This window comes from Pseudomonas sp. KnCO4 (assembly GCF_045344305.1).
Lineage (GTDB): Bacteria > Pseudomonadota > Gammaproteobacteria > Pseudomonadales > Pseudomonadaceae > Aquipseudomonas > Aquipseudomonas anuradhapurensis.
Genome location: NZ_CP174199.1, coordinates 2,033,984 through 2,056,766, shown reverse-complemented (window position 1 = coordinate 2,056,766; position 22,783 = coordinate 2,033,984). Strand labels below are relative to the sequence as shown.

The following is a 22,783-nucleotide window of genomic DNA, read 5'->3' as shown; positions in this document are numbered from 1 at the left end:
TGTGCTCGGGTACGCTCAGAACTGCACGTCCAGGATCACACTGTCGGCATAACTCCCTGCCGGCGGTGTGGCCTGGTCGGTATAGACCCTGGCGTTGTAGTTGAACACCTGGCTACCGGTACCCGTGCCTGCTCCCGGGTTCACATCGGCATCGCTACTGGCCCGTCGCGCCGCCCCCACCGAGCCCCAGCGCTGCGCCCCGGCGCTCTTGAAAATGTCGTAGGCCAGGTAGCCGTTTGCCGACGACTTCATGCGCCGCCGTCCGCTGGCCACGTTCTGGCCATCGTCCAGGCCCACGGTATAGGTGCTGCCCTTGGTGCACGACACGCTCAGGTTCTGGCTTACCGTACCGAACCCCGCCACCACCGGCGCACTGGCAAAGCTGATGTCGGGGGTGGTGATCTGGCAGTCATTGGTCACCGTCAGGCTCACTGTCAGCGGCTTGCTACCACTGCCGGTATCCCGGCCGATGCAGAACCCGCCGGCCCCGATCCCGGCGCAATAATCCCAGGTCCACTCGACGTTGAGGGTTTCCTGGTAGGTGCCCGCCGCTACGTTGCTGCCTACCTGCGTGCGCATGTACAGGGGCACGTTCTTGGGGGTACCGTTGAGCAGGCCCAGTACATCCAGAATGCCGGTGGTGCGGTATTCGAAGGAGGTACCACGGGTGATCGGATAGCTGGTTGTGGCATCGGCATACAGCGTGTAAGGGATGACATCCCCGGTCGGCCCCACCAGGCCGCTGGTGGGGGCAGTGATCTTGATCTTGAAGGAGTCGGTGCTGCTGAGCACGCTGAGCACCGAACCGCTGCATTGCAAGCCCGAATTGCTGCTGGAAGCCATCTGTACCGTGCTGCGCACTTGTGTCGAGTTGAGCGAGCCGAACGCCGCAGGCGCAGTCACCACGGAGGTGCACTGGGCCCAGGTGCTACCCATCGCCAGCAACAAGGCGCAGGCCAACAAGCCACGCCAGCGGCCCATCACTTGCACTCCAGCGGGCCGATCAAGGGGATCGAACCTTGCGTTTCAGGCAGGTCGAACGCCACCTGGCAGTGCCCGCCGCCCGCCAGTTCCACCTGCAGGCTATTGTGCCGCGCCAGGTTTTCCAGGTACACCAGGCCGTCCCAGCCGACGACCGCCTGGCTGCCACTTTCGCTATGCGTGACGCGGCTGCCCAGCGTGAGCACCTGCCGGTTACCGTCCACCAGCTCGATACTGGCGGCCAGCACGCGCCGCAGCGGAAACTCCAGCAGATAGCCGCTGCCACGGCGCACCGCCACGCGCTGCTCCACTTCCGTCGCCAGGATGTCCGGTGGCAAGTCCATCGGGTCGATCTCGTACTTGCCGCGGTAGTAACCGCTGCTGTATGGCACCAGCAGGTGGCCGCTGGCATCGGTGCGGCCGACTGCCTGGTTTTCATAGCGCACCGGCACATCGGCGTAGCCCTGGGTGCTGACCACCACGAAGGCATCGTCGATACGGTTGGCGGCAAACAACCCCGCATCCATCCACACCAGCGAGCCGCTGGCATCGGCCCAGCGGGTCATCTCGCCGCTGCTGCCATACACCCCCGCCTGCAACTGCACCGATTGCAGGCGCCAGGTGACATCGGCCTGGCGGTAGGCGTCGCGCTCGCTACCAGCGGCATAGCCCAGGTTGTAACCGACACCGCCGCCCACAGGCACGGCGCGGCTGTAGTTCACGCGCTGCAGGCGCTCGCCGGCCTGGCTGCGCTCCAGGCTCAGGGCCAGGGTGCCACGCAAGTCGAACGGGATGACCAGTTGCGCCTGCAGTGCCCACTGGCTAGCGCCCACTTCCCGGTTGGCCGACAGGTACAGGCTGCTGCCGCCCCACAGCGGCCGGCTGTAACTGACGTTGAGCAGCCGGGTCCGCGTGCCATCGCCAGCCCGCACGTCGAAGTAGCCGGCACCGATGTTGCCGTATTGGTTCAGGTTGAGGCTGAACGTGACCTGTTCGCTGCGCTGGCTCAGCTGCATGTCCTGGCTGTCCACACGGGTCAGGTCGGCATAGGCGCCGTAGCGTTGCAGGCGCTGGTAGCTGATGCCGATGCGCTGGCTGTTGTACTGATAGCCGAGGGCCACCTGGTGGCCTTTGTCGCCCTCGAACTGGCTCTGCGCCAGGGCCGCATTGAGCACGCCGACATTCCCCAGGCGCAGGTTGCCGCCCAGGCCGCCCAGCATCAACGATGCGGCGCTTTCGGCATGGCTCTCGACGGTAAAGGCGTCACTCACCCCATAGCGCAGGCTGGCCGAAGCCACCCCAGGGCCATAGGCAAAGTCACGCACGCCGTAGTCACGGCGCAGGCTGCCGGCCGCTACCGAGTAATCCGCCAGGCCTTGCTGCAGCAGGCTGCTGGTGACGTAGAACGGCAACGTGGTCGACACCTGTCGGCCAAGCGCATCGGTGGTGACCACTACCGCTTCCCCGGCACCATTGATGAACGGCACGTTGGTCAAGGTGTAGGGCCCCGGCTGCAACTCGGTGGTGCTGGACTTGTAGCCATTGATGAACAGATCCAGCGAGGTCGGCACCGCCGCCTCCCCGGCGAACGCCGGCAATGGGTAGGTGACCAGGTCGGGGCGCGCAGCGAAATCGCGAGACAACTGCAGGCCGCCAACCCGCACCGAGCTGCTCCAGGGCAAGGCGCCGGTCACCAGGTCCCCGGCCTCATAGGTCAGCAGGCGCTGCTCGTCGGTGAAGCGCCAGGTGGAGTCGTAACGCAGGAAGCCCTGACGCGTGTCGTCGGCCTGCGCAGCGTTGAACAACTGGCGCCACTGCCCGGTACTGGAGAACGTGCCCCAACTGTCGAACAGGCGCAGTTCATTCCAGGCTGCCAGGTAGCTTCCAGCATCATCGGTGTCGTTCAGGTACAGGTCGTAGTTGAACAAGGCGCCAAAGCTGCTGCGTGCATCGGTCGCCGGGTACAGGCTGCGCTCGCCCACCTGCTGGTCGGGCAGCCAGGCCGCTGGCACCTGCAGCAGCAAGCGCTGGTTCTGGCTGTCGTAGTCGGCATGCAACCCTGCGATGGCCTCCAGTGCCAGCTCGCCCTGCGGGTTGCCCGGCAGCGAGACACCCGCCGCCCGCAACACCTCGCTGTCCAGGTACAACTGCCCGGCGCGCTGCTGGACCGCGACCAATTCAGCCTTGGGCATCTGGTTCACCAGCAGTTCGAGGTATAGCGTGGCGTCGGTGATGGCGGAAAGCTCCAGCGGCGGTGGCGGCAGGTCGTCGGCCAGCACCAGGCCCGAGCCGAGCATGGCCAGCCCCACGCACCAGCGGGGCATCGTCGTCAGCCATTTCACACACGGTTTCCAGCCATTGCCGGGTCCCCCCTGGCCCATGAACGGCATTCAGGCGTTGGCTCATTGGCCTTGGCGGATAGCGTCCGCGCTGCCCTGGCCGTTGACCCGCCCTGTCAACACACTGCCCGCACCCGCTGCCAGCGGTGCCGGCCAGCGCATGCTGGCCCCCGGCAGCACATAGCCCAACAGGCCTTCGGCCAATGGCTTGCTCTGGCTGCCCTGCTGCACCACCACATCGGTCAGGCGGGCATGCACCGGGCCGGTATTGCGCAGCTCCACATAGGGCTTGCCCTGCACGGTCACCGCGCGCCAGCTGAGCTGCGGCTTGCCCAGGCCCTCGGCGTTGCGCTTGCCCTCAGGGTCGGCCCTGCCCCACAGGCCCTCGCCGTAGACGAACAGGGGTACCGAGTAACGCATCTGCAGGCGAATCGCCGCGGTGGTGCCAGGCTCGGCCTTGTCGACAGGGATGGCCGGCGGGATTTCGTCGATGATGATGCGGTAGGCCTGTTCCTGCCCGACCGGGGTGGGGGCGGTACGGGTCAGGCGGATCAGCTGCCGCTGCCCGGGGCCAATGCTGGCCACCGGCGGGCTGCCGATGATCTCGCGCTGGGCCTGGAACTGTTCCTGGTAGTCCCCCTGGCGCCAGGCGAACACTCGCACCTGCAGGTTGGCCGCGGTGGTGCCACGGTTTTCCAGCCACAGCGCGCCGGCCTTCTGGTCAGCTTCCAGGACCGGATCGATCGGCCAGATCAGCACCGAGGTTGCCGCCCAGGCCGGCAGGCTGGCCAGCCACATCAGTGCGATCAGACCACGCCTCCATTTCGCGCCTGCCCCCATGATGCTCTCCTTGAATACGGGTCGTTGCTGCTGCTGTGTTCACCAGCTCACTGTCACTTGCACCACATCGGTGTAGGTCCCGGCCGGCAGCGTGCCGGTCAGCTGGACCCGCCCGTACACCGGCAGCTTGATCGCCGTCGGGTCGGTGTAGCTCACCGCGACGCTCTGGCCGATCCCCAGGTTCTGGCTGTAGGCCGCATCCCGATACAGCTGGTAGGCCAGCACCTGCGTGCCACCGGTACGCTTGAGGTTGCGTGTGCCGCCGGCATTGTTCTGGCCGCCATCCACGCTCATGTTCAGGGCCACCCCCGGGGTGCACTGGAAGGTCACCGTGGAACCGCCCAACGCGGTGCCGAGCAGCCCGCTGGCCAGCGCCGATTGCGAGCCATAGTCAAGCGTCCCGTAGCTGCTCACGCCGCCCACCACCAGGCACCCGGCGACGATCTGTGCCGTCACCGCGAAGCTGCTGGTGGTCGCCGCATCCAGCGGCGCGCCCAGCAGCATGCCAAGGCAGGTCAGCCCGCCCGCCAGCCACCTGCGCATGGCTCAGAACGACAGCTCGACCGAAACCGTGTCGGTGTAGACCCCCGCCGGCAAGCCGGCCTTGCCTCGCGCCTGGCCGTACAAATTGACGGTCTGGGCCACGCCGGTGCTGGTCGGCAAGGTGATGGTGCCGTCGATGGCCAGCAGCTGCGAGTGCCCGGCGTCGGTGTAGAAGTCGTACGGCACGAAATTGCCGGCGCCATCGGCCAGCGCGCGCGTGCCCCCGGTCGACTGGCCGTCGTTGACGCCTGCGCGCACGCGAATCACCGGTATCGTGCCGGCCGAACACAGCACGCTCATCGCCCCACCACCGCCCATTACCTGGGCAGCGGCGGTCGTGAACAGGGCGTCCTGGGTGCCGAAATCCAAGGTACCGAAGTTCATCCCCGAGGTGCCCGAGCTGCCATTGACCTGGCATGCCGCAGTCAGGGTCAGCGTCGAGTTGATGTTCCCGGTCGTGGCGGCATGGGCCTGAAAGGCCAGCGCCAGGCCGAGGCCGGCGAGGATGCAGCGTGAAAGGTTCGATCGCATCGGAGTCTCCTAAGCGTTGTTACCAATCCAGGGTCACTCTCAGGGTGTCACGGTACAACCCGGCTGGCAGCGCGCGCGCCTGCGCCACTACCACACCGTAAATGGGAACCGGCACCTGGCGGGTGCCGCTGATGGTGAAGGCACGCGCCTGGCCAATGCCGTAGTGGCTGTTGCCGCCCGGGTCGACTGCCAGTTGGTAAGGGATCAGTTCGCGGCCGTTGCTCAACCGCCGTATGCCATCGCTGCCATTCAGGCCGCCATTGATGCGCACATTGAACGCCCGCACCTCGGGGGTGCAGCTGATCTGCAGGCTGCCCTCGCCGCTCAGGTCATCGACCTGGCTGCGCAGCGGCAGGTCCCAGCCTGGGCCCCGCTCGCCGAAATCCAGCACCCCCGGGTTGCCCACCAGGGTCGCTTGCGTGCCGTTGCTGCTGACCTGGCAGGCCGAGCTGATCACCAGGCGCGCCTGGATGAAGCCGGTGCTGGTGCCGTGCGCGGCACTGCTGGCCACCAGCAACGGGCCCAGGGCAAGCAGCAGGATCGGGGTTCGGCTCATGGCGTCGGGTTCCTGTGCATGGCGGCCTCGCTACCAGGTGACAGTGACTTTGAGCAGGTCGGCATACCGGCCGGCCGGGGGAACCCAGGCCAGCTTGTCGATGCGTGCGTACAACGGCAGCTCGACCGTGCCGCTGTCCGGCACCCACGCCGAATGCGCCACATTCACCGCTAACGGTTCGCGCCAGGCGGCATCGCGATACAGCCGGTAAGGGATGGGCCGGGCCTGCCCATCTTCGCTGGCGAGAAAACGCAGCTCGCCGATACCGCCGTGCTGGCCACCGTCGACGCGCACCTGATACGGGGTCTGCGGATTGCACTCCAGACGTGGCGGGCGTTGGCTCAGCAGCGCACCGCTGAGCGGCGCGCCGGGGCCGTCGAGGCGTGCTGCGGCGCCCAGGTCGACAAGCCCCTGCGCCTGGGCGCCGGCGTCGCGCGGTTGGCCAACCAGCATGCAGCCGCGCTGCACCAGCACGCGTACCTCCACCAGGAAGTCCGTCGCCGTGGCGCTGGTACTCACCACCAGGCCCAACAGCGCGGGCAGGAAGCGCTCCGTCACCTTGATTATCCTTGTCGATGTGTGCAGAGCTGAGCGTAGCAGCGAGTTGACATCACCGTGGTGGCATACAGCCATTTTTTTGTGTTAGCAACAAAGCGATATGCCCGCGCAGAAAACAGCCGGCGTGACGCAGAACCCACCGCCACTTCAGGCCTCCAATGCTCAAGGCCGGCATTGGTGCGGATAATCTGTTAGGGTGAAGCACTCTCATCCTGCACCAGGCACATACGGTACGCATGGACAGACATGACAGGAGCGTTTCATCGATGACTGCAGATAGCACGCTCACCCAGGCCCTTGAACGCTGTGCCCAGGAGCCGATCCAGCTACCTGGCAGCATCCAGCCTCAAGGGTTTCTGCTGGTGCTGGACGAAGCCGATCTGCGCGTGCTTCAGGCCAGTGAAAATGTCGAACAGTGGCTGGGCATACCGGCCAGGGAAATGATCGGCTGCAGCTTCGCCGAGCTGGTCAGTGGTGAATTCGACCTGCGCCTGCACTTGGCCCGCCTACCCGGGGACGAGGTGTTTCCGTTCCATATCGGTGACGTGCAGCTGCGCCAGGGGGCACCGTACAGCGACAAACTGCACCTGCTGGCGCACCGTCATGACCAAGTGCTGATTGCCGAATTCGAGCCCCCGCGGCTGCCGGCGGACCTTGCCGGGCAAGGCGATTACTACCCGCTGGTGCGCAGCTTCGTCGGCCGCCTGCACCAGGCCAGCAGCCTCGAAGAACTGCTGCAGCAAACCGTGCTGCAACTCAAGCGCATCACTGGCTTTGGCCGGGTCAAGGCCTACCGTTTCGACGCTGAAGGCAACGGCCAGGTGCTGGCCGAAGTCGCCGACCCAGGCTACCCCAGCTATCTGGGGCTGTGCTTCCCGGCCGCCGATATTCCACGCCAGGCGCGCGAGCTGTACCGGGTCAACCGCATCCGCGTGATCGAGGACGCCAACTATCGGCCCTCGCCGCTGCTGCCTGCTGCCAACCCACGCACCGGCAAGCCACTGGACCTGAGCTTTGCCGCGCTGCGCAGCGTATCGCCGGTGCACCTGCAATACATGCGCAACATGGGCACCCTGGCCTCGATGTCGCTGTCGATCGTGGTCGATGGGCAATTGTGGGGGCTGATTTCCTGCCACCACCAGCAACCGCGCCCGGTGGACCTGCGCACCCGCACGGCCTGCGAGCTGCTGGCCAGCGTGCTGTCGTTGCAGATCGAATCGCGCGAGTCCCACGCCAAAACGCGCCAGCTGCTGGAGCTACGCCAGCACATCGTGCGCATGATTTCGTCGATGGCCGACCACGACAGCGTCAGCGACGGCCTCCATGACTTGCCCGACGTGTTGCTGGCGTTCGCGGGGGCCCAGGGGGCTGCGGTCATCTCGGCCGAACGTTGCGACCTGATCGGCAAGACCCCACCCGCCGCGCAAGTCACCGCACTGGTGCACTGGCTGACGCAACGAGGCGAAGAGACCGTCTTCCACAGCGACAACCTGCGACGCGACATCGACGAACTGCCCGAACTCGCGGCTCATGCCGGTGGCGTGCTGGCCGTGGCGATTTCCCAGATTCACTCGCATTACCTGCTGTGGTTCCGCCCCGAGCAGGTGCGCACGGTGAACTGGGCCGGGCAACCGAGCAAGCAGGTCGGGCCACAGGGCAACCTCGACCCGCGCCACAGTTTCGAGCGCTGGCAGGAACAGCTGCGCGGCTACTGCGAGCCCTGGCAGCCGCTGCTTCTCGAAGGCGTGCTGGAGCTGCGCACCGCCGTGCTCGGCATCGTCCTGCGCAAGGCCGAGGAACTGGCGCAACTGGCCAGCGAGCTGCGCCGTTCGAACAAGGAGCTCGAAGCCTTCTCCTACAGCGTGTCGCACGACCTGCGGGCGCCCTTGCGGCATATTGCCGGCTACACCGAACTGCTCGGCGAAATCGAAGAGCAGAGCCTGAGCGAGCGCGGCAAGCGCTTCCTGCAACACATCGGCGAGGCCGCACACTTTGCCGGCAGCCTGGTCGACAACCTGCTCAACTTCTCGCAGATGGGCCGCTCCGCCCTGCGCCTGTCGGACGTCGACCTCAACGCCTTGGTCGAAGCCGTTCGCAGCGAGCTGGCGCCCGACTACGAAGGCCGCGACATCGTCTGGGACATCGCCCGGCTGCCCAAGGTGATCGGTGACCCGGCCTTCATCAACCTGGCCCTGCACAACCTGCTGGCCAACGCCATCAAGTACACCCGCGGCCGCACCCCGGCACGCATCGGCATCAGCGCCGTGCAGCACCCGGACGAAATCGAGATCTGCATTCGCGACAACGGCGTGGGCTTCGACATGGCCTACGCCAACAAGCTGTTCGGCGTGTTCCAGCGCCTGCACCGCATGGAAGACTTCGAAGGTACCGGAATCGGCCTGGCGAGCGTGCGGCGCATTATCGAACGTCACGACGGCCGGGTCTGGGCGCATGGCAAGATCGACCAGGGCGCCACCTTCCACTTCACCCTCCCGCGCCACCCCGCGACTACCTGAGGCACCGCTATCATCATGCTCAAACCCATCCTGCTGGTCGAAGACAATCCACGCGACCTGGAGCTGACCCTCCTGGCGCTGGAGCGCAGCCAGTTGGCCAACGAAGTCATCGTGCTGCGTGACGGCGCCGAGGCGCTGGACTACCTGCTGCGCCGCAATGCCTACGCCGAACGGGACGATGGCAACCCCGCCGTGCTGCTGCTGGACCTGAAACTGCCGAAGGTCGACGGCCTGGAAGTGCTCAAGGAAGTGCGCGCCACCCCCGAACTGCGCAGCATCCCGACGGTGATGCTGACCTCCTCGCGTGAAGAGCCCGACTTGTTGCGCGCCTACGAGCTGGGGGTGAACGCCTACGTGGTCAAGCCAGTGGAGTTCAAGGAATTCGTCGCCGCCATTTCCGACCTTGGGATATTCTGGGCAGTCCTCAATGAACCACCCCCCGGCTCGCTGCGCCTGCCCCGGCGCGGCAGCAACTGAGGCCGCCGCGACGATGCAGCCCATGCCGCTGAAACTGTTGATGGTCGAGGACAGCTCGATGGATGCCGAGCTGACCCTGATGCGCCTGGAGCGCAGCGGGCTGCATGTGCAGGCGCAACTGGTATTCGACCATGTTGGCGTAGAGCACGCCCTGCGCGAGGCCCACTACGACCTGATCCTGTGCGACTGCGTGTTGCCGGGCTCGTCCGGCACCGAAGTGCTGGCGATTGCCCAGCGCCTGGCACCGGACATCCCGTTCATTTTCCTGTCAGGCATCTACGGTGAAGAGCATGCGGTGGAAATGATCCGCCTGGGTGCCACCGATTATGTGCTGAAGAAGAACCTGCCACTGCTGCCCAAGGCGGTGCGCCGGGCCCTGACCGAGGTGCAGGAGCGCCAGCGCCGGCGTCGCGCCGAAGAAGCCCTGGCCGACGTCGAGGCACGTGCGCGCTTTGCCATCGACGCGGCTGGCATGGGCACCTGGGACATGCGCCCGCAAGAGGGCCTGTTGCTCTGGGATGACCGCTGCAAGACCCTGTTCGGCCTGCCCACCAGCACCGAAATGACCCTGGACGTATTCTATGCCGGCATCTACCCCGACGACCTGCCGCTGGTGCGCGAAGCGGTAGACCGCGCCATGCGCCCGGGAAGCGATGGCCAGTACCGCGTGGAATTTCGCATCGCCCAGCCCGATGGCCGGGAGCCGCGCTGGTTGCTCAGCAGCGGCCAGAGCCAGTTCGTCGACGACCAGTGCGTGCGCTTTTCCGGCGTGCTGCAGGACATCCATACCCAGCGCCTGGCCACCCAGGCGTTGCGTCAGCTCAACGAGATGCTGGGTGAACGGGTCGAGCGCCGTACCCGCGAACGCGACCGCGCCTGGGAGCTGTCGCAGGACCTGCTGGCAGTGCTCAACAAGGACCTGACCCCGGTGGCATTGAACCCCGCCTGGGAGGCCAGCCTGGGCTTTTCCCGCGAGCGCCTGAGCCAGTCGTCGCTACTGCACCTGCTGCCCGAACCCGACCAGGAACTGCTGCTCACCGAACTGGCCGCCCTCGCCCATGGCCGCACCAGTGTCCGCTTCGTCGGCCGCGTGCTGCATGCCGGCGGCCAGCAGCGCTGGCTGTCGTGGGTGGTGGTGCCGGAAGACACCCTGCTGTATGTGGTGGCACGCGACATCACCAGTGAACGCGAGGCCGCCATGGGCCTGGCCGAGGCCAACGCACGCCTGCGCGAGCAGATCAACGAACGCGAACGCATCGAGGCTGCGCTGCAACAGATGCAACGCCTGGAAGCAGTCGGCCAGCTGACCGCTGGCGTGGCCCACGATTTCAACAACCTGCTGACAGTGATCCTCACTGGTGCCAGCTTCCTCGAACGCGACCTGGCCAAGGGCGATGTGGACAAAGCCCGCTCCCGCCTCACGCACATCCGCGAAGCCGGCGAGCGCGGTGCCAAGCTGACCTCGCAGCTGCTGGCATTCTCCCGCCGCCAGCGCCTGGAGCCGGTGCCGCTGAACCTCAACCGCACCCTGGCCGGCCTGGAGGAGCTGTTGCGCCGCACACTGGGCGGCAATGTCTCGGTGCGCCTGGACCTGGAGCCCTGCCTGTGGCAGGCACTGACCGACCCGACCCAGACCGAGATGATCATCCTCAACCTGGCGATCAATGCCCGCGACGCCATGCCTGACGGTGGCCAACTGACCCTGTCGACCCGTAACGGCCGTGTTGAAGCCCGCCCGCAACGCCCCGAAGACCCGGACCCGGGCGAGTATGTGGTGCTGAGCATCGGCGACACCGGCTGCGGCATGAGCGAAGAGGTGCTGGCCAAGGTATTCGAGCCGTTCTTCACCACCAAGGACATCGGCAAGGGCTCGGGCCTGGGCCTGGCCCAGGTGTTCGGCTTCGCCAAGCAGTCCGGGGGTGGCGTGCACATCGACACCGTGCCGGGGCGTGGCACGCAAGTGGCGGTGTACCTGCCTGCGGTCAAGGATCAAGCGGTGAATGAACCGCTGCCGCCGCAGCTCAGCCACTCGATCAGCGCAAGCGGCGGTAACCGGACGGTACTGCTGGTGGATGACGACCACCTGGTGCGCGACATGCTTGGCGACGTGCTACGCCAGTATGGCTACCAGGTGCGCCAGGCGCACAGCGGCGAACAGGCCTTGGCCTTGCTGGATGAGCAGATCGACTTGCTGCTGAGCGATTTCGCCATGCCCGAGTTCAATGGCGCACAACTGGCCCTGGCCGCACGCGAACGGTATCCGCACCTGCCGGTGGTGTTGCTTACCGGTTATGCGGAATTGCAGGGGCTGGAGTTGCCGAACAGCCTGGTGGTGCAGAAGCCGGTACAGGCCGATGAACTGGCGCGGGTGCTGAACGAGATGCTGGTGACCAAGACCGTGTAGGAGCGGCCTTGTGTCGCGATGGGCTGCGCCAGCAGCCCCTTGGCAATTTGCCCTACATCTGAACCCTGGGGCTGCTGCGCAGCCCATCGCGACACAAGGCCGCTCCTACAAGGGCGTGCAAAAGGCAGAAACGGCAAAGCCCGGCGCTGATCATTCAAGCACCGGACCGAACTATGTTTGAAGCAAGAAAATGGCAGGGGCGGCTGGATTCGAACCAACGCATGGCAGGATCAAAACCTGCTGCCTTACCGCTTGGCGACGCCCCTGTATCGGATGCAGCGTTTGCTGCTCTGACAATTCCAACTGAGTGACAACTAGGTTGTTGTCTTGGAATGCGCGGCACTTTAACAACAAACTTTCGGTCTGTGAACCCCCTGGCGAAAAAAAATTGCCAAAAAACAGCGGGTTAGTCATTTGGGCGTTTCCCACGGCGACCATCCGTCGCTTTCCCCCCGCCTCGCTTCAACACAATCGCATTCCTCCCTTCCAATCAGATGAGGCAACTGTATTGACCATGGAGGACTCCCATGCCTGTTTCTCACGATCTCTACCAGGACCTGCACTACCCGCGCGAAATCGTCCAGCAACGCCGCCAGCAGGACAAGGCGCTGGACCGGCTGCTCGACGAATACGTGGACATCGACAACCAGGTACTGGCCGCCGAGTCGATCTCGGCCGGCAATTTCGAGGACGAAGACCTGCGCCACCTGAAGGAGCGCCGGCTGGCCGTGAAATACATGATCGAGCGCCAACTCGAGCGCAAGCCCTGAACTAACCCGCCAAGGCGGACACCGTCAGGGGGTCTGGCTCGCCGTCATAGAACTGCACCAGTGCCTGCTGGAACAACGGGTTGTCGGGCGCCGCCCGGGCGAACAGGGTCAGGCACGAACGCAGCTTGAGGTCATCGGGGCTGCCGAGCATGGCCCTGGCACTCTTGTCGCCATGCTGCAGCAGCGCGGTCACACACGCTTGCAACCGCGGCCCCAGCACGGGGTGGGCAAGGTAGGCTCGGGCTGCGTCGATCCCGGCCAACGCATACCGCTCGGCCATGGCGCTGCGGCCCAGGCCATCGAGCTGTGGGAACACATACCACATCCAGTGGCTGCGCTTGTGCCCGGCCTGCAGCTCCTGCATCACCTGGCCATACACCCGGTTCTGCGCCTCGACGAAGCGCTCCAGGTCATATTCGCTTTGCATGCTCGCCCCTCCTCGCATCGTGCTTACCTACCCTCTTCACTGTACGCCTGCAGCGCCGACCTATCTCGCCAGGCGATGATTGCCGCGCACTTTCTGTATTGGTCAAACTGGCCGCGCTCGGGCAAGCTGCATGCTCCCCCGTCATCGCCGAAGGAGCTTCGCTTTGCCTGCCTGGATTCCTGCCCCGTTACGCCAGCTCGGCCGGCGCTTGCGTGACACCGCCCCCCAGAGCGAGCTGCTCGGCTGGTTCGAAGAGCAGGCACGCAGCCGCGGTTATCAGCTCAGCGACGGCCAGCGCCGGGTAATCCAATGCATGGCCGAGCAACTGGCACAGCTCGAACAAGGCCAACCGCGCAGCCTGTACCTGTACGGCCCGGTGGGGCGCGGCAAGAGCTGGTTGCTCGATGGTTTCTTCCAGGCCGTGCCGGTAGCGGCCAAGCAACGCCTGCATTTCCATGACTTCTTTGCCCGCCTGCACCAGGGCATGCACCGCCACCGCGCGCTGGATGATGCGCTGGGCGCGACCCTTGACGAACTGCTGGGCGGCTGCCGGGTACTGTGCTTCGACGAGTTCCACGTGCATGACATTGGCGATGCGATGTTGCTCACGCGCTTGTTCAACGCCCTGTTCAGCCGTGGGGTGTGGTTGCTGGTAACGTCCAATTATGCCCCCGAAGGGTTGCTGCCCAACCCGTTGTACCATGAGCGCTTCCTGCCGGTGATCCGCCTGATCAACAGCTCGATGACAGTGCTCGAGGTCAGCGGTGACACCGACTTCCGCAGCCTGCCGGCCAACCGCAAGCACCAGCGCTTCACCCGTGGTTGCTATGCCTGGCCAGGCACCGCGGCACAACGCCAGGCGCTCGGGGTTCCGGATGAACAACCGGTGATACTGGAAGTGAACAAGCGCCCGTTGCGCGCGCTGGCCAGCGATGGCCGGCGGGTGGTGTTTGCCTTTGCAGACCTGTGCGAGCACGCCACGGCGGTTATCGACTACCTGGTACTGGCCGAGCGATACGATGAATGGGTCATCGATGGGCTGGACGATCTTTCGCAATGCTCGCTGGCGGCGCAGCAGCGTTTGGCCAACCTGGTGGATGTGCTGTATGACCAGGACCGGCAAGTGATAGTGATCGCTAAACGGCCGCTGGAAGAGAGCCTGGACGGGCCGCTTGCCGACCTGATGCGTACCCGCAGCCGGCTGGGGCAATTGCATCGACTCGCGCCAGGCGAGCCTCATCCAGTGAGTTTTTCCGAGCTGTCAACTGCCAGTTCTACCAGCTGACCGATCTTCTGCAGCAGCTTCTAATGCACTTTCATACCTATGGAGGTGCCTCCCATGTCAAGCAACCAAGCCCTGTGGACCCGCATTGACCTTCAGCTGCCAGAAGATGCCTCGACCGAACTGATCAACCGCCCGCCCTATCTGGTGGGTGGTTTCTACTACAGCTCCAAAGCCTCTAAAGATGACTCAGGTGAACCCACCATGGTTCTGACCAAGCTCACGCCCGATGGCGCGGTCGTCAGGGCATTTGGTGAGGATGGCACCGTACGGATCGGGATGCCGTCAGAACCTGCGGCATGGCTGTGCTTTGTTGAAAACGGCGATTACCTGGTGTGTAGCGTCGCGCTTCGAGCCAGCGAGCAGTTCGGCATTTTCCGCCTCGACAAGAACTCAGGAGCGCAAGACTTGGCGTTCGGATTCAAGCTGGTTCCTTGGCCAATGGAGCCGGGCGACTCCTCTCGTCAGAAAAGGAGTCAGGAAGACACCGCCGGATACGCAGGCAGCGTTCCCCAGTTTCCCGATGGCAAGCTTCGCCAAGAGGTAAACTCCGGGCTTGCACAATTTGACCTGCAAGGGAATCTGGACACATCGTTCAACCGCGTCGGCATGCGCAGGTTTTTCACCTGGGAGGGCCGCAATCTATTTACCCTCGCAGTAGTCGCCCGGTATGAAGAGGCGGAACATGCCGGCTTCTATTACTGCGGCATGCATCGAGTAGGCGGTGATGATGTGCAGGCTTGGGTAGGCGCCTGCGACAAGCATGGCGCAGTCATCTCTGGCTTTGCGCAGCAGGGTGTCTGGATTGTCAACCGCCTGCCAGGCCATCCGAACCTTGTTCATCTTGGTGTTAATTCTGCGGTGCAAGCACATGAACGCATTTATCTGGTGGGTGACGCAGGAAGCAACACCGGGCAAAGTGGGTTTGTGCTGTGCCTGAAACTGGACGGCAGTGTCGACCCCAGTTTCAACGACGGCGAAGCCGTCATTTTCAAACGCCCGGAGTTCGACCGGACGAAGGCATTCGCGGTCACTGCGCATGGCAGCGGTACCCTGATCGGCTGCGGCCATGGCTTCCAGCTCGGTAATCAATTGCCAACGGCAATCGTTCGCCTGGACGCAAACGGCAAGGTAGACACCTCATTCGGTGATAACGGCTGGTTACTGACGCCAGATTACCCAGAAAGCAAGACCCTGCTGACCCTGGCCCACGACGGCCAGCAAGCCATCGAGTTGCGGGGCGAGAAGTTCGTGGCCCGCTACCCCCTGTAGCACTCGAGCGCGCCAGCCGCTGATGGGCCCGCTCCTGGAGCGGGCCCATCAGCGCCTCACGCAACGCGGGCGCTGCTCAGCCAGCCCTGGGCAAGTCCGCCAGCACCGCTTCGATCTCCCCGAGCACCGCCGGGTCATCCAGGGTCGAAGGCGGCAGGTAGTCCTGCCCGTCGGCAATCTTGCGCAGCACGGCCCGCAGGATCTTCCCCGAGCGGGTCTTGGGCAGCCGCTTCACCAGCCGCACCCGGTTGAAGCAGGCCAATGCGCCAATCTCCTCGCGCACGCTGCCCACCAGCTCCACCAGCAACTGCGCCTCGGCGATGCCCTCGCCATCCTTGAGCACCACCAGGGCCAGTGGTACCTGCCCCTTGATTTCGTCATGCACGCCGATGACTGCGCACTCGGCCACTGCCGGATGACGCGCCACCAGGTCCTCCATCTCGCCGGTGGACAGCCGGTGCCCGGACACGTTGATCACATCATCCGTGCGGCCCATGATGTAGACGAAACCGTCGTCATCCAGATAGCCGCCATCGCCAGTGTGATAGTAGCCCGGGTAGGTGCGCAGGTAAGCCTGCAGGTAGCGCTCGTGGTCGCCCCATAGCGTCTGGCTGCAGCCGGGTGGCAGCGGCAGGGCAATGACGATCGAGCCCTGGTGGTTCGGCCCCAGCAGATGCCCCTCGTCATCCAGTACCTGCACGTGGTAGCCCGGCACCGCCCGGTTGCTGGACCCCGGCTTCGCCGCGCTGCCCTCCAGCCCGACGCAGGGCGCGGTGACCGGCCAGCCGGTCTCGGTCTGCCACCAGTGGTCGTGCACCGGCTTGCCAGTGACCCGTTCCAACCACTCGTGGGTGCTGGAATCGAGTTTCTCGCCCGCCAGGAACAACTGGCGCAGCGAGCTCAGGTCGTGCTTGCGAATCAGCTCGCCGTCCGGGTCTTCCTTGCGGATGGCGCGCATGGCGGTGGGCGCACAGAACAGGGCATTGACCTTGTACTGCTCCACCACCCGCCAGTAGGCCGAAGCGTCCGGGGTGCGGATCGGCTTGCCTTCGTAGAACACCGTGGTGCAGCCACTCATCAGCGGCCCGTAGACGATCAGCGAATGGCCAACTACCCAGCCGACATCGGAAATCCCCCACCACACGTCGCCCGCCTGCATGCCATAGATGTGACGCATGGCATAGCACAGCGCCACGGCGTTGCCGCCGTTTTCCCGCACGATGCCTTTGGGTTTGCCGGTGGTGCCCGAGGTATACATGATGTACAGCGGGTCGCCCGCATCCAGCTCCACCGGTGGCACCGGCTCGGCCTGCGCCAATGCCGCCTGCCAGTCCAGGTCACGGCCCGCCTGCAGCTCGGCGCAGGCTTGCGGCCGTTGCAACACCAGCACCTTGCGCGGCTGGTGGCGGGCCAGCTGCAGGGCGCGGTCGACCAGCGGCTTGTAGGCGATCACCCGGTCGAACTCCAGCCCGCAGGAGGCTGTCAGCAGCAAGGTTGGCCGGGCATCGTCGATGCGCAAGGCCAGTTCGTTGGCGGCAAAGCCACCGAACACCACCGAATGCACCGCTCCGATCCGCGCACAGGCCAGCATGGCCATGGCCGCCTGCGGCACCATGGGCATGTAGATGATCACCCCATCGCCCTTGTTCACCCCCAGCTGGCGCAGCAAACCGGCCAGGCGTGCCACCTCGTCACGCAACTGATGGTAGGTGTAGGCCTGCTGCACACCGGTCACTGGCGAATCGTAGATCAGTGCCAACTGCTCGCCCCGGCCTTGCTCGATCTGGTGATCGAGGGCCAGGTAGCAGCTGTTCAGGCGGCCATCGGCGAACCAGCGGTGAGTACCGTCGGCGTTGTCCTGCAAGGTCAGGGCTGGCTTGCGGTGCCAGGCCAGGTGCGCGGCCTGTTCCGCCCAGAATGCAGCAGGGTCGGAAATGGAATGGGCGTAGCTGTGCTGGTAGCTCATATCGAGGAATACCCGGTACTTGTTGTTATTGAAGGGCGAAACCTGAGTATGGACCGCTGCAGCCGCACCGCCATGGGACTAAAGTCACAACCGACCTGCAAATTTGCAGACAGCGCAAAAGCGCCCCGTAACAGTGCAAAGCCTCTAGAATAGGCCACCCCTTCAACCCACGAGCAGCGCATGGACATCGATCAGGCCCGAACCTTTCTGGAAATCGTGCGTTGCGGCAGCCTGGTTGCCGCCGCCGAGCGCCTGTTCGTGTCACAGACGGCAATTACCGCCCGTGTCCAGCGCCTGGAGCAGCAACTGGGTTGCCAGCTGTTCGTGCGCAGCCGCAACGGCGCCAGCCTGACCAGCGACGGCGAGGCCTTTGTCAGCTACGCCAATCAGCTGGTGCAAACCTGGGAGGCGGCGCGCCGCGACCTGCCGCTGCCGCAAGGCTGCCAGCAGGTGCTGCATGTAGGCGGTGAAGTGAGCCTGGGCAACCCGATGATGCTCGACTGGGTCAGTGCGCTGCACCAAGAGCTCCCCAGCCATGCCATTCGCAGCGAGGTGAGCGACGGCGAGTCGCTGCTGCGCAAGGTTGAAATGGGCCTGCTGGATGCCGCGCTGGTCTACCAGCCGACCTATGGCCCGGGGCTGCAGGTAGAGCAGTTGATGGAAGAAAAGCTGATCCGCGTGCGCCGGGTCGACCGCCCCGAGCCGTACATCTACATCGACTGGGGCGAAGCCTTCCGCCGCCAGCACGATGCCGCCCTGCCCGATTGCGCACGCCCGGCGCTGAGTTTCAACCTGGGGCCGCTGGCGTTGCAGTTCATACTCGACCAGGGTGGCAGTGGCTACTTCCGCACCCGGGTCGTGCAGGCCTACCTGGACAGCGGGATATTCGAGCGGGTGCCGCAGGCGCCGGAATTCACCTACCCGACTTATCTGGTGTACCCGCGCAAACAGGACAGCGACGCCCTGCAACAAGCCTTCGCCATCCTGCGCCGGCTGATAGCCGCCGGCGCCAGCGACTGGTCACAACGCTGGGACCCGCTGATCTGAAGCTTCGGTCCGGCTGAGCAACTGGCGCTTGAGGCCGGCGATCAGGTCGGTCTGGGTGATCACCCCCACCAGCTGGTCGGCTTCCAGCACCGGCAGGCAGTGCAGACCCTGCTCGCACAGCAACGGCAGCAACCGCTCCAGCGGGTGCTGGCTGCTGACGCTGATGACCCGGCGGCTCATTATCTGCTCCATGCGCACCGCCTTGCGGCCGAACCAACCACGCCAACTGAAGCGGCCCCGCTGCATGGCCGGGCCGACCAGGTCGCTGAGGCTGACGATGCCCACCAGCTTGCCGTGCTGCAGCACTGGCAGGGTTTTCAGGTGATGGCTGGCCAGCATCTGCCAGGCCTGCTCCAGGGTGGTATCGGGCGAGGCGAACTGAACATCGCGGGACATGACCGAAGCTGCGGTGATGCCGCCGAGGCTGCGCTGCAGGGCGTGCTGTTCGGTGGCCAGGATGATGCGTTCCAGTTCGTCACGGGTGACGTCGACGAACTCGCCCAGCTCTTCCAGTGCCTGGTCCAGGTCTTCGCCACGGATGCCGACCCGCTCGCTGGGCAGCGGGTCATGGGTATGGTGCAGGTCCTTGCGCGGCGCGGCGCCTTTCGGGTAACGCACGCCGGTCAGGCGGTTGTAGAGGATCGCCACTGTTACCAGGATCAGCGCATTGAGCAACACCGGCTCCAGCAGCCGATCGCCCAGCGCGGTCAGCCCCGGGTCGGCCAGCACCGCGCTCAGCGCCACGCCGCCACCCGGTGGGTGCAGGCAGCGCAGCAGGCACATCATCAGGATCGAGATACCCAGGGCAGCGGCGGCCACCCACAACTCCGCGCCGAAGCCCTGGCGCATGGCCAGGCCGACCGCACCGGCCACGGCGTAGCTGCCCAGCACCGGCCAGGGCTGGGCCAACGGGCCGGAATGCACGGCGAACACCAGCACTGCCGAAGCCGCCAGCGGGCCGAGCAGGTGCAAGGCGATGCCCGGGCCAAAGGCCATGCTGGTCAGCCAACCGGCGAGGAACAGGCCGAGCAATGCACCGATAGCGGCACGCAACCATTCTCTGGGGGGAATATTCAGCGGCGCAGGCAACAGCCGCTGCAGACGACTTTCGGAACGCGAGGCAGACATTTAGATAATCAGGATCTTTGGTTTTTCTGGTAGGAAAGAAAGCCCGGTACTGACGGCCGGTTTCGTGCAGGGGATTTTGCCGGGCAGGTTGAGGTTGGGCTAATTCAAAAAAATGCGGCTGTACTGCAATTTTTTTGCATTGGTGATATCACAGCCCATCGATTCGCCCCGTAGGAGCGGATTTTATCCGCGATGCAGGCAACGCGGTGGATGGCACCAGCTTTGCCGGTGATGCGGCTGAAGCCGTTCCTACAGGTACCGCGCCAACTCGAGGCCGGCATAGTTCACACCTGTAGGAGCGGATTTATCCGCGATGCAGGCGACGCGGTGAATGACACCGGCTTTGCCGGTGATCGCGGCTGAAGCCGGGCCTACACGTTTCGCATCGATTCAAGTCAGCGCTCTACCTGTGGGCCGGCAAGCCGCGTCGGCATTATCGATGCCTTGCGCGGCAGGTCGATGCTGACCCGCAGCCCACCCAACGGGCTCTCCAGCAGCGCCAGGCGCCCGCCCCAGGCTTCGATGATATCGCGCACGATGCCCAACCCCAGGCCATGCCCGTCAACCTGCTCGTCCAGCCGTGAACCGCGCTCCAGCACCTGTTGCCGCTGGCTGTCGGGGATGCCCGGGCCATCGTCATCGACCCACAACCGGTAGCCCGCGGTATCCACCGCAATGCCCAGGCGCACCTCGCTGTCAGCCCACTTGCAGGCGTTGTCCAGCAGGTTGCCGAGCAATTCGAGGAAATCCTCGCGGTCCCAAGGCAGCAACAGCCCGGACGGTACATCGCTGGCCAGCAACAAGCCCTCACCATGAATCAGCCCAAGCGTCGCCAGCAGCCCTGGCAATTCGGCGTCACAGTCAAACTGCGCGCCCGGCAGCGCGTCACCTGCCAACCTTGCCCGGTTCAGCTCGCGCGCCAGGCGTTGCTGGATCTGCTCCAGTTGCTCACGCATCTGCGCGCGCACCTCGGGCAACTCGTTCAACCGCTCGCTGGCAGCCAGGCTCAGCAGCACCGCCAGCGGCGTCTTCAGCGCATGGCCAAGGTTGCCCAGTGCATTGCGCGAGCGGCGCAGGCTGTCTTCGGTATGCTGCAACAAATGGTTGATCTGCCCCACCAGTGGCGCCAGTTCGCTGGGCACCTCGGCATCCAGCTGCGAGCGCCGGCCCTGCTGCAGTTGGGCGATCTGCTGACGCGCGCGCTCCAGTGGCCGCAGCGAGCGGGTCACGGTGATGCGTTGCAACACCAGCACCAGAACCAGGGCCACCAGGCCCATGCCCAGGCCGATCTGCTGCATGCGCCGGAAACCGTCGCGCACCGGCGAATAGTCCTGTGCCACGCTGATCGAGATGTCCTGCCCCAGGCGCCGGTAATCGGCGCGCAAGGCCAGCAATTGCTGACCTTCCGGCCCCAGTTGGTGGCTGTCGGAAAGACCCGGCGCAGCAGGTTTGGGCATGTCCAGGTCCCACAGCGAGCGAGAACGCCAGGTACCTTTATCGAAATCGATGCGGAAGTAATAGCCGGAAAACGGCCGCTGGTAAGCCGCCGAGATACGCCGCTCATCCAGCTGCAGGCCGGAAGGCCCGCGCACCAGGGCGACCAGCAGGTTCTCGCTTTCCTTGCGCAGGCCGTTCTCCAGGTAACGCTGCAGGCCAGCCTCGAACAGCCACAGGGTCAGTTGCGCCAGCACCAGGCCGACCACCACCAGCACCGCCACCAGGCCCAGGCTAAGGCGCGCCTGGATCGACTTCACGCGCTGCTCCCGGCGTAGATGTAGCCTTGCCCGCGACGAGTCTCGATGACGCTGCGGCCCAGCTTGCGCCGCAAGTGGTTGACATGCACTTCCAGCACGTTGGAATCGCGCTCGGTCTCGCCGTCGTAGAGATGCTCGGCCAGGTGGCTCTTGGACAGGATCTGCTGCGGATGCAGCATGAAATAGCGCAGCAGGCGGAACTCGGCGGCAGTCAGCTGGATATCCTCACCATCGCGACTCACACATTGGCGACTTTCGTCCAGGTGCAGGCCGGCCGCCTCCAGCGTCGGTTGGTTGGCCAGGCCACGGGCACGGCGCAGCAACGCCTGGATGCGCAGTTGCAGCTCTTCGGGGTGGAACGGTTTGCTCAGGTAGTCATCGGCCCCGGCTTTCAGCCCTTCGATACGCTCGGCCCAGGAGCCGCGCGCGGTAAGGATCAGCACCGGTGTGGTCAGGCCGGCAGCGCGCCACTGCGCCAGCACCTCAAGGCCCGGCAAGCCCGGCAAGCCCAGGTCGAGGAGGATCAGGTCGTACGGTTCGCTCTGCCCCTGGTAGGCGGCATCACGCCCATCGGCCAGCCAGTCGACAGCGTAGCCCTGGCGTTGCAGTGCGCGGGTCAGTTCATCGGCCAGCGGCACGTTATCTTCGACTAGCAACAGGCGCATTCAGTCGTCTTCCTCGTCCTTGAGCAGGGTACCGGTGCTGGCATCGAGCTTGACCTCGCGCACCACGCCTTCAACCGTCAGCAACTCGACTTCATATTCATAGCGATCGTCATCCTCCTCCAGTTCGGCCTCCAGCAGGCGTGCCCCGGGGTGACGCCCCAGGGCAGTTTCCAGCAGGTGCTCAAGTGGCAGGATGACCCCCTTCTGGCGCAATTCCAGGGCTTCGTCCTGGTCAAGGTCGCGGGCCATGGCCAACGAACAAGCGGCCAGCAGCACCAGCGCGAGGTAGCGTGCCGACCGCGGCAGGTGAATCATCAGTTGTCCCGCTCGTCCTTGAGGACCTCACCGGTCCTGGCATCCAGGTCGACATCCCATTCGACATTCTGGCTGTCGCGCAGCTCGACCTTGTAGATGTAGCGACCGTATTCGTCTTCCAGCTCGGAGTCGGTGACCGTGGCGCCCGGGTGCTTGGCCACGGCAGCGGCCTTGAGTTCGTCCAGCGACTTGATGGTCTTGGCGTTGACCAGTTTGACCACTTCGTCGGGCTGTACGTCCTTGGCGAAGGCAGCGTTGGCGCCGAACGCGAGGGCGGCGGCGGTGAACAGGGCAGTCAAGGTTTTCATCGTTCTTCTCTCCTGAGAACTGTACAAGTTGTCTACGGGGTTAAGATTACCCAGCGGTCCTTAATTCAACCTGAAAACAACTGCCGGCATGATAGCGCAGGTCA

21 protein-coding genes and 1 tRNA gene are annotated in these 22,783 nt (G+C 64.9%); 7 read left to right on the top strand and 15 right to left on the bottom strand.

Going from position 1 to position 22,783, the window contains the following annotated elements; genetic code table 11:
* Window positions 1-15 precede the first annotated feature (15 nt).
* The 7 genes from ACJA3S_RS09630 to ACJA3S_RS09600 all read right to left on the bottom strand — a co-directional run bounded on the left by ACJA3S_RS09630 (window position 16) and on the right by ACJA3S_RS09600 (window position 6,348).
* A complete protein-coding gene (locus ACJA3S_RS09630) occupies window positions 16-981 on the bottom strand; it encodes a spore coat protein U domain-containing protein (RefSeq protein WP_406821629.1) in 966 nt (321 codons plus the stop codon).
* Entirely contained in the window at window positions 981-3,278 is a 2,298-nt protein-coding gene (locus ACJA3S_RS09625; RefSeq protein WP_406822229.1) for a fimbria/pilus outer membrane usher protein, read from the bottom strand. The genes ACJA3S_RS09630 and ACJA3S_RS09625 overlap by 1 nt, the downstream gene beginning before the upstream one ends.
* A gap of 105 nt (window positions 3,279-3,383) precedes the next feature.
* Complete coding sequence (locus ACJA3S_RS09620; protein ID WP_406821628.1) at window positions 3,384-4,160, bottom strand: molecular chaperone; 777 nt, start codon at window positions 4,158-4,160, stop codon at window positions 3,384-3,386.
* Between the two features lie 39 nt (window positions 4,161-4,199).
* The gene (locus ACJA3S_RS09615) at window positions 4,200-4,703 is read right to left on the bottom strand and encodes a spore coat U domain-containing protein (protein WP_406821627.1); all 504 of its coding nucleotides are present in this window, start codon (window positions 4,701-4,703) and stop codon (window positions 4,200-4,202) included.
* Window positions 4,704-4,706: 3 nt separating this feature from the next.
* Window positions 4,707-5,234: a spore coat U domain-containing protein gene (locus tag ACJA3S_RS09610; RefSeq protein WP_406821626.1), complete on the bottom strand. Its 528-nt coding sequence runs from the start codon at window positions 5,232-5,234 to the stop codon at window positions 4,707-4,709.
* A gap of 19 nt (window positions 5,235-5,253) precedes the next feature.
* Entirely contained in the window at window positions 5,254-5,790 is a 537-nt protein-coding gene (locus tag ACJA3S_RS09605) for a spore coat U domain-containing protein (protein WP_406821625.1), read from the bottom strand.
* Between the two features lie 30 nt (window positions 5,791-5,820).
* Window positions 5,821-6,348, bottom strand: coding sequence for a spore coat U domain-containing protein (locus ACJA3S_RS09600; RefSeq protein ID WP_406821624.1), 528 nt, complete (start codon window positions 6,346-6,348; stop codon window positions 5,821-5,823).
* Between the two features lie 266 nt (window positions 6,349-6,614).
* On the opposite strand from ACJA3S_RS09600, the gene ACJA3S_RS09595 reads away from it, so the two are divergent.
* Genes ACJA3S_RS09595 through ACJA3S_RS09585 form a run of 3 tightly spaced genes read left to right on the top strand, consistent with a single transcriptional unit; the run spans window position 6,615 to window position 11,745 of the window.
* On the top strand, window positions 6,615-8,864 hold the full coding sequence (locus ACJA3S_RS09595; protein ID WP_406821623.1) for an ATP-binding protein: 2,250 nt from the start codon (window positions 6,615-6,617) through the stop codon (window positions 8,862-8,864).
* A 15-nt stretch (window positions 8,865-8,879) separates the two neighbouring features.
* Window positions 8,880-9,341 carry a response regulator gene (locus tag ACJA3S_RS09590; protein ID WP_186675810.1) on the top strand — a complete coding sequence of 154 codons (462 nt, stop codon included), beginning with the start codon at window positions 8,880-8,882 and terminating at the stop codon, window positions 9,339-9,341.
* A gap of 13 nt (window positions 9,342-9,354) precedes the next feature.
* Window positions 9,355-11,745 carry a response regulator gene (locus tag ACJA3S_RS09585; RefSeq protein WP_406821622.1) on the top strand — a complete coding sequence of 797 codons (2,391 nt, stop codon included), beginning with the start codon at window positions 9,355-9,357 and terminating at the stop codon, window positions 11,743-11,745.
* Window positions 11,746-11,936: 191 nt separating this feature from the next.
* Here ACJA3S_RS09585 and ACJA3S_RS09580 read toward each other — a convergent pair.
* Window positions 11,937-12,011 (bottom strand) — tRNA-Gln (locus ACJA3S_RS09580).
* A gap of 261 nt (window positions 12,012-12,272) precedes the next feature.
* Between ACJA3S_RS09580 and ACJA3S_RS09575 the strand changes: the two genes are divergently transcribed.
* Window positions 12,273-12,515: a hypothetical protein gene (locus ACJA3S_RS09575; RefSeq protein ID WP_114170314.1), complete on the top strand. Its 243-nt coding sequence runs from the start codon at window positions 12,273-12,275 to the stop codon at window positions 12,513-12,515.
* A gap of 1 nt (window position 12,516) precedes the next feature.
* Here the strand turns inward: ACJA3S_RS09575 and ACJA3S_RS09570 are convergent, their stop codons facing one another.
* Window positions 12,517-12,942, bottom strand: coding sequence for a DUF1810 domain-containing protein (locus ACJA3S_RS09570; protein ID WP_406821621.1), 426 nt, complete (start codon window positions 12,940-12,942; stop codon window positions 12,517-12,519).
* A 163-nt stretch (window positions 12,943-13,105) separates the two neighbouring features.
* Between ACJA3S_RS09570 and zapE the strand changes: the two genes are divergently transcribed.
* Both zapE and ACJA3S_RS09560 read left to right on the top strand, forming a co-directional pair.
* Window positions 13,106-14,227 carry a cell division protein ZapE gene (gene zapE / locus ACJA3S_RS09565; RefSeq protein WP_406821620.1) on the top strand — a complete coding sequence of 374 codons (1,122 nt, stop codon included), beginning with the start codon at window positions 13,106-13,108 and terminating at the stop codon, window positions 14,225-14,227.
* Window positions 14,228-14,281: 54 nt separating this feature from the next.
* On the top strand, window positions 14,282-15,496 hold the full coding sequence (locus tag ACJA3S_RS09560; RefSeq protein WP_406821619.1) for a delta-60 repeat domain-containing protein: 1,215 nt from the start codon (window positions 14,282-14,284) through the stop codon (window positions 15,494-15,496).
* Between the two features lie 76 nt (window positions 15,497-15,572).
* Here the strand turns inward: ACJA3S_RS09560 and ACJA3S_RS09555 are convergent, their stop codons facing one another.
* The gene (locus tag ACJA3S_RS09555) at window positions 15,573-17,462 is read right to left on the bottom strand and encodes a propionyl-CoA synthetase (RefSeq protein WP_170029244.1); all 1,890 of its coding nucleotides are present in this window, start codon (window positions 17,460-17,462) and stop codon (window positions 15,573-15,575) included.
* A gap of 180 nt (window positions 17,463-17,642) precedes the next feature.
* On the opposite strand from ACJA3S_RS09555, the gene ACJA3S_RS09550 reads away from it, so the two are divergent.
* Window positions 17,643-18,509, top strand: coding sequence for a LysR family transcriptional regulator (locus ACJA3S_RS09550; protein WP_406821618.1), 867 nt, complete (start codon window positions 17,643-17,645; stop codon window positions 18,507-18,509).
* On the opposite strand, the gene ACJA3S_RS09545 is transcribed toward ACJA3S_RS09550, so the two are convergent.
* From ACJA3S_RS09545 to ACJA3S_RS09525, 5 genes are all read right to left on the bottom strand, one after another.
* Window positions 18,483-19,637, bottom strand: coding sequence for an HPP family protein (locus ACJA3S_RS09545; RefSeq protein WP_406821617.1), 1,155 nt, complete (start codon window positions 19,635-19,637; stop codon window positions 18,483-18,485). The two genes, ACJA3S_RS09550 and ACJA3S_RS09545, sit on opposite strands and share 27 nt — an antisense overlap.
* A 395-nt stretch (window positions 19,638-20,032) precedes the next feature.
* Window positions 20,033-21,391 (bottom strand): sensor histidine kinase, encoded by a 1,359-nt coding sequence (locus ACJA3S_RS09540; protein ID WP_406821616.1) that lies wholly within the window; start codon window positions 21,389-21,391, stop codon window positions 20,033-20,035.
* The gene (locus ACJA3S_RS09535) at window positions 21,388-22,056 is read right to left on the bottom strand and encodes a response regulator transcription factor (RefSeq protein ID WP_406821615.1); all 669 of its coding nucleotides are present in this window, start codon (window positions 22,054-22,056) and stop codon (window positions 21,388-21,390) included. Before ACJA3S_RS09535 ends, ACJA3S_RS09540 begins: the two co-directional genes overlap by 4 nt.
* Window positions 22,057-22,371, bottom strand: coding sequence for a PepSY domain-containing protein (locus ACJA3S_RS09530; RefSeq protein WP_406821614.1), 315 nt, complete (start codon window positions 22,369-22,371; stop codon window positions 22,057-22,059). It abuts the gene before it with no gap.
* Window positions 22,371-22,679, bottom strand: a complete 309-nt coding sequence (locus ACJA3S_RS09525) for a PepSY domain-containing protein (protein WP_406821613.1) — start codon at window positions 22,677-22,679, stop codon at window positions 22,371-22,373. The genes ACJA3S_RS09530 and ACJA3S_RS09525 overlap by 1 nt, the downstream gene beginning before the upstream one ends.
* Window positions 22,680-22,783 lie beyond the last annotated feature (104 nt).

Bases quoted from the DNA above. Each gene is read 5' to 3' on its own strand.
- ACJA3S_RS09630 (WP_406821629.1), bottom strand. From the start codon at position 981: ATGGGCCGCTGGCGTGGCTTGTTGGCCTGCGCCTTGTTGCTGGCGATG.
- ACJA3S_RS09625 (WP_406822229.1), bottom strand. From the start codon at position 3,278: ATGCTCGGCTCGGGCCTGGTGCTGGCCGACGACCTGCCGCCACCGCCG.
- ACJA3S_RS09620 (WP_406821628.1), bottom strand. From the start codon at position 4,160: ATGGGGGCAGGCGCGAAATGGAGGCGTGGTCTGATCGCACTGATGTGG.
- ACJA3S_RS09615 (WP_406821627.1), bottom strand. From the start codon at position 4,703: ATGCGCAGGTGGCTGGCGGGCGGGCTGACCTGCCTTGGCATGCTGCTG.
- ACJA3S_RS09610 (WP_406821626.1), bottom strand. From the start codon at position 5,234: ATGCGATCGAACCTTTCACGCTGCATCCTCGCCGGCCTCGGCCTGGCG.
- ACJA3S_RS09605 (WP_406821625.1), bottom strand. From the start codon at position 5,790: ATGAGCCGAACCCCGATCCTGCTGCTTGCCCTGGGCCCGTTGCTGGTG.
- ACJA3S_RS09595 (WP_406821623.1), top strand. From the start codon at position 6,615: ATGACTGCAGATAGCACGCTCACCCAGGCCCTTGAACGCTGTGCCCAG.
- ACJA3S_RS09590 (WP_186675810.1), top strand. From the start codon at position 8,880: ATGCTCAAACCCATCCTGCTGGTCGAAGACAATCCACGCGACCTGGAG.
- ACJA3S_RS09585 (WP_406821622.1), top strand. From the start codon at position 9,355: ATGCAGCCCATGCCGCTGAAACTGTTGATGGTCGAGGACAGCTCGATG.
- ACJA3S_RS09575 (WP_114170314.1), top strand. From the start codon at position 12,273: ATGCCTGTTTCTCACGATCTCTACCAGGACCTGCACTACCCGCGCGAA.
- ACJA3S_RS09570 (WP_406821621.1), bottom strand. From the start codon at position 12,942: ATGCAAAGCGAATATGACCTGGAGCGCTTCGTCGAGGCGCAGAACCGG.
- ACJA3S_RS09560 (WP_406821619.1), top strand. From the start codon at position 14,282: ATGTCAAGCAACCAAGCCCTGTGGACCCGCATTGACCTTCAGCTGCCA.
- ACJA3S_RS09555 (WP_170029244.1), bottom strand. From the start codon at position 17,462: ATGAGCTACCAGCACAGCTACGCCCATTCCATTTCCGACCCTGCTGCA.
- ACJA3S_RS09550 (WP_406821618.1), top strand. From the start codon at position 17,643: ATGGACATCGATCAGGCCCGAACCTTTCTGGAAATCGTGCGTTGCGGC.
- ACJA3S_RS09545 (WP_406821617.1), bottom strand. From the start codon at position 19,637: ATGTCTGCCTCGCGTTCCGAAAGTCGTCTGCAGCGGCTGTTGCCTGCG.
- ACJA3S_RS09535 (WP_406821615.1), bottom strand. From the start codon at position 22,056: ATGCGCCTGTTGCTAGTCGAAGATAACGTGCCGCTGGCCGATGAACTG.
- ACJA3S_RS09530 (WP_406821614.1), bottom strand. From the start codon at position 22,371: ATGATTCACCTGCCGCGGTCGGCACGCTACCTCGCGCTGGTGCTGCTG.
- ACJA3S_RS09525 (WP_406821613.1), bottom strand. From the start codon at position 22,679: ATGAAAACCTTGACTGCCCTGTTCACCGCCGCCGCCCTCGCGTTCGGC.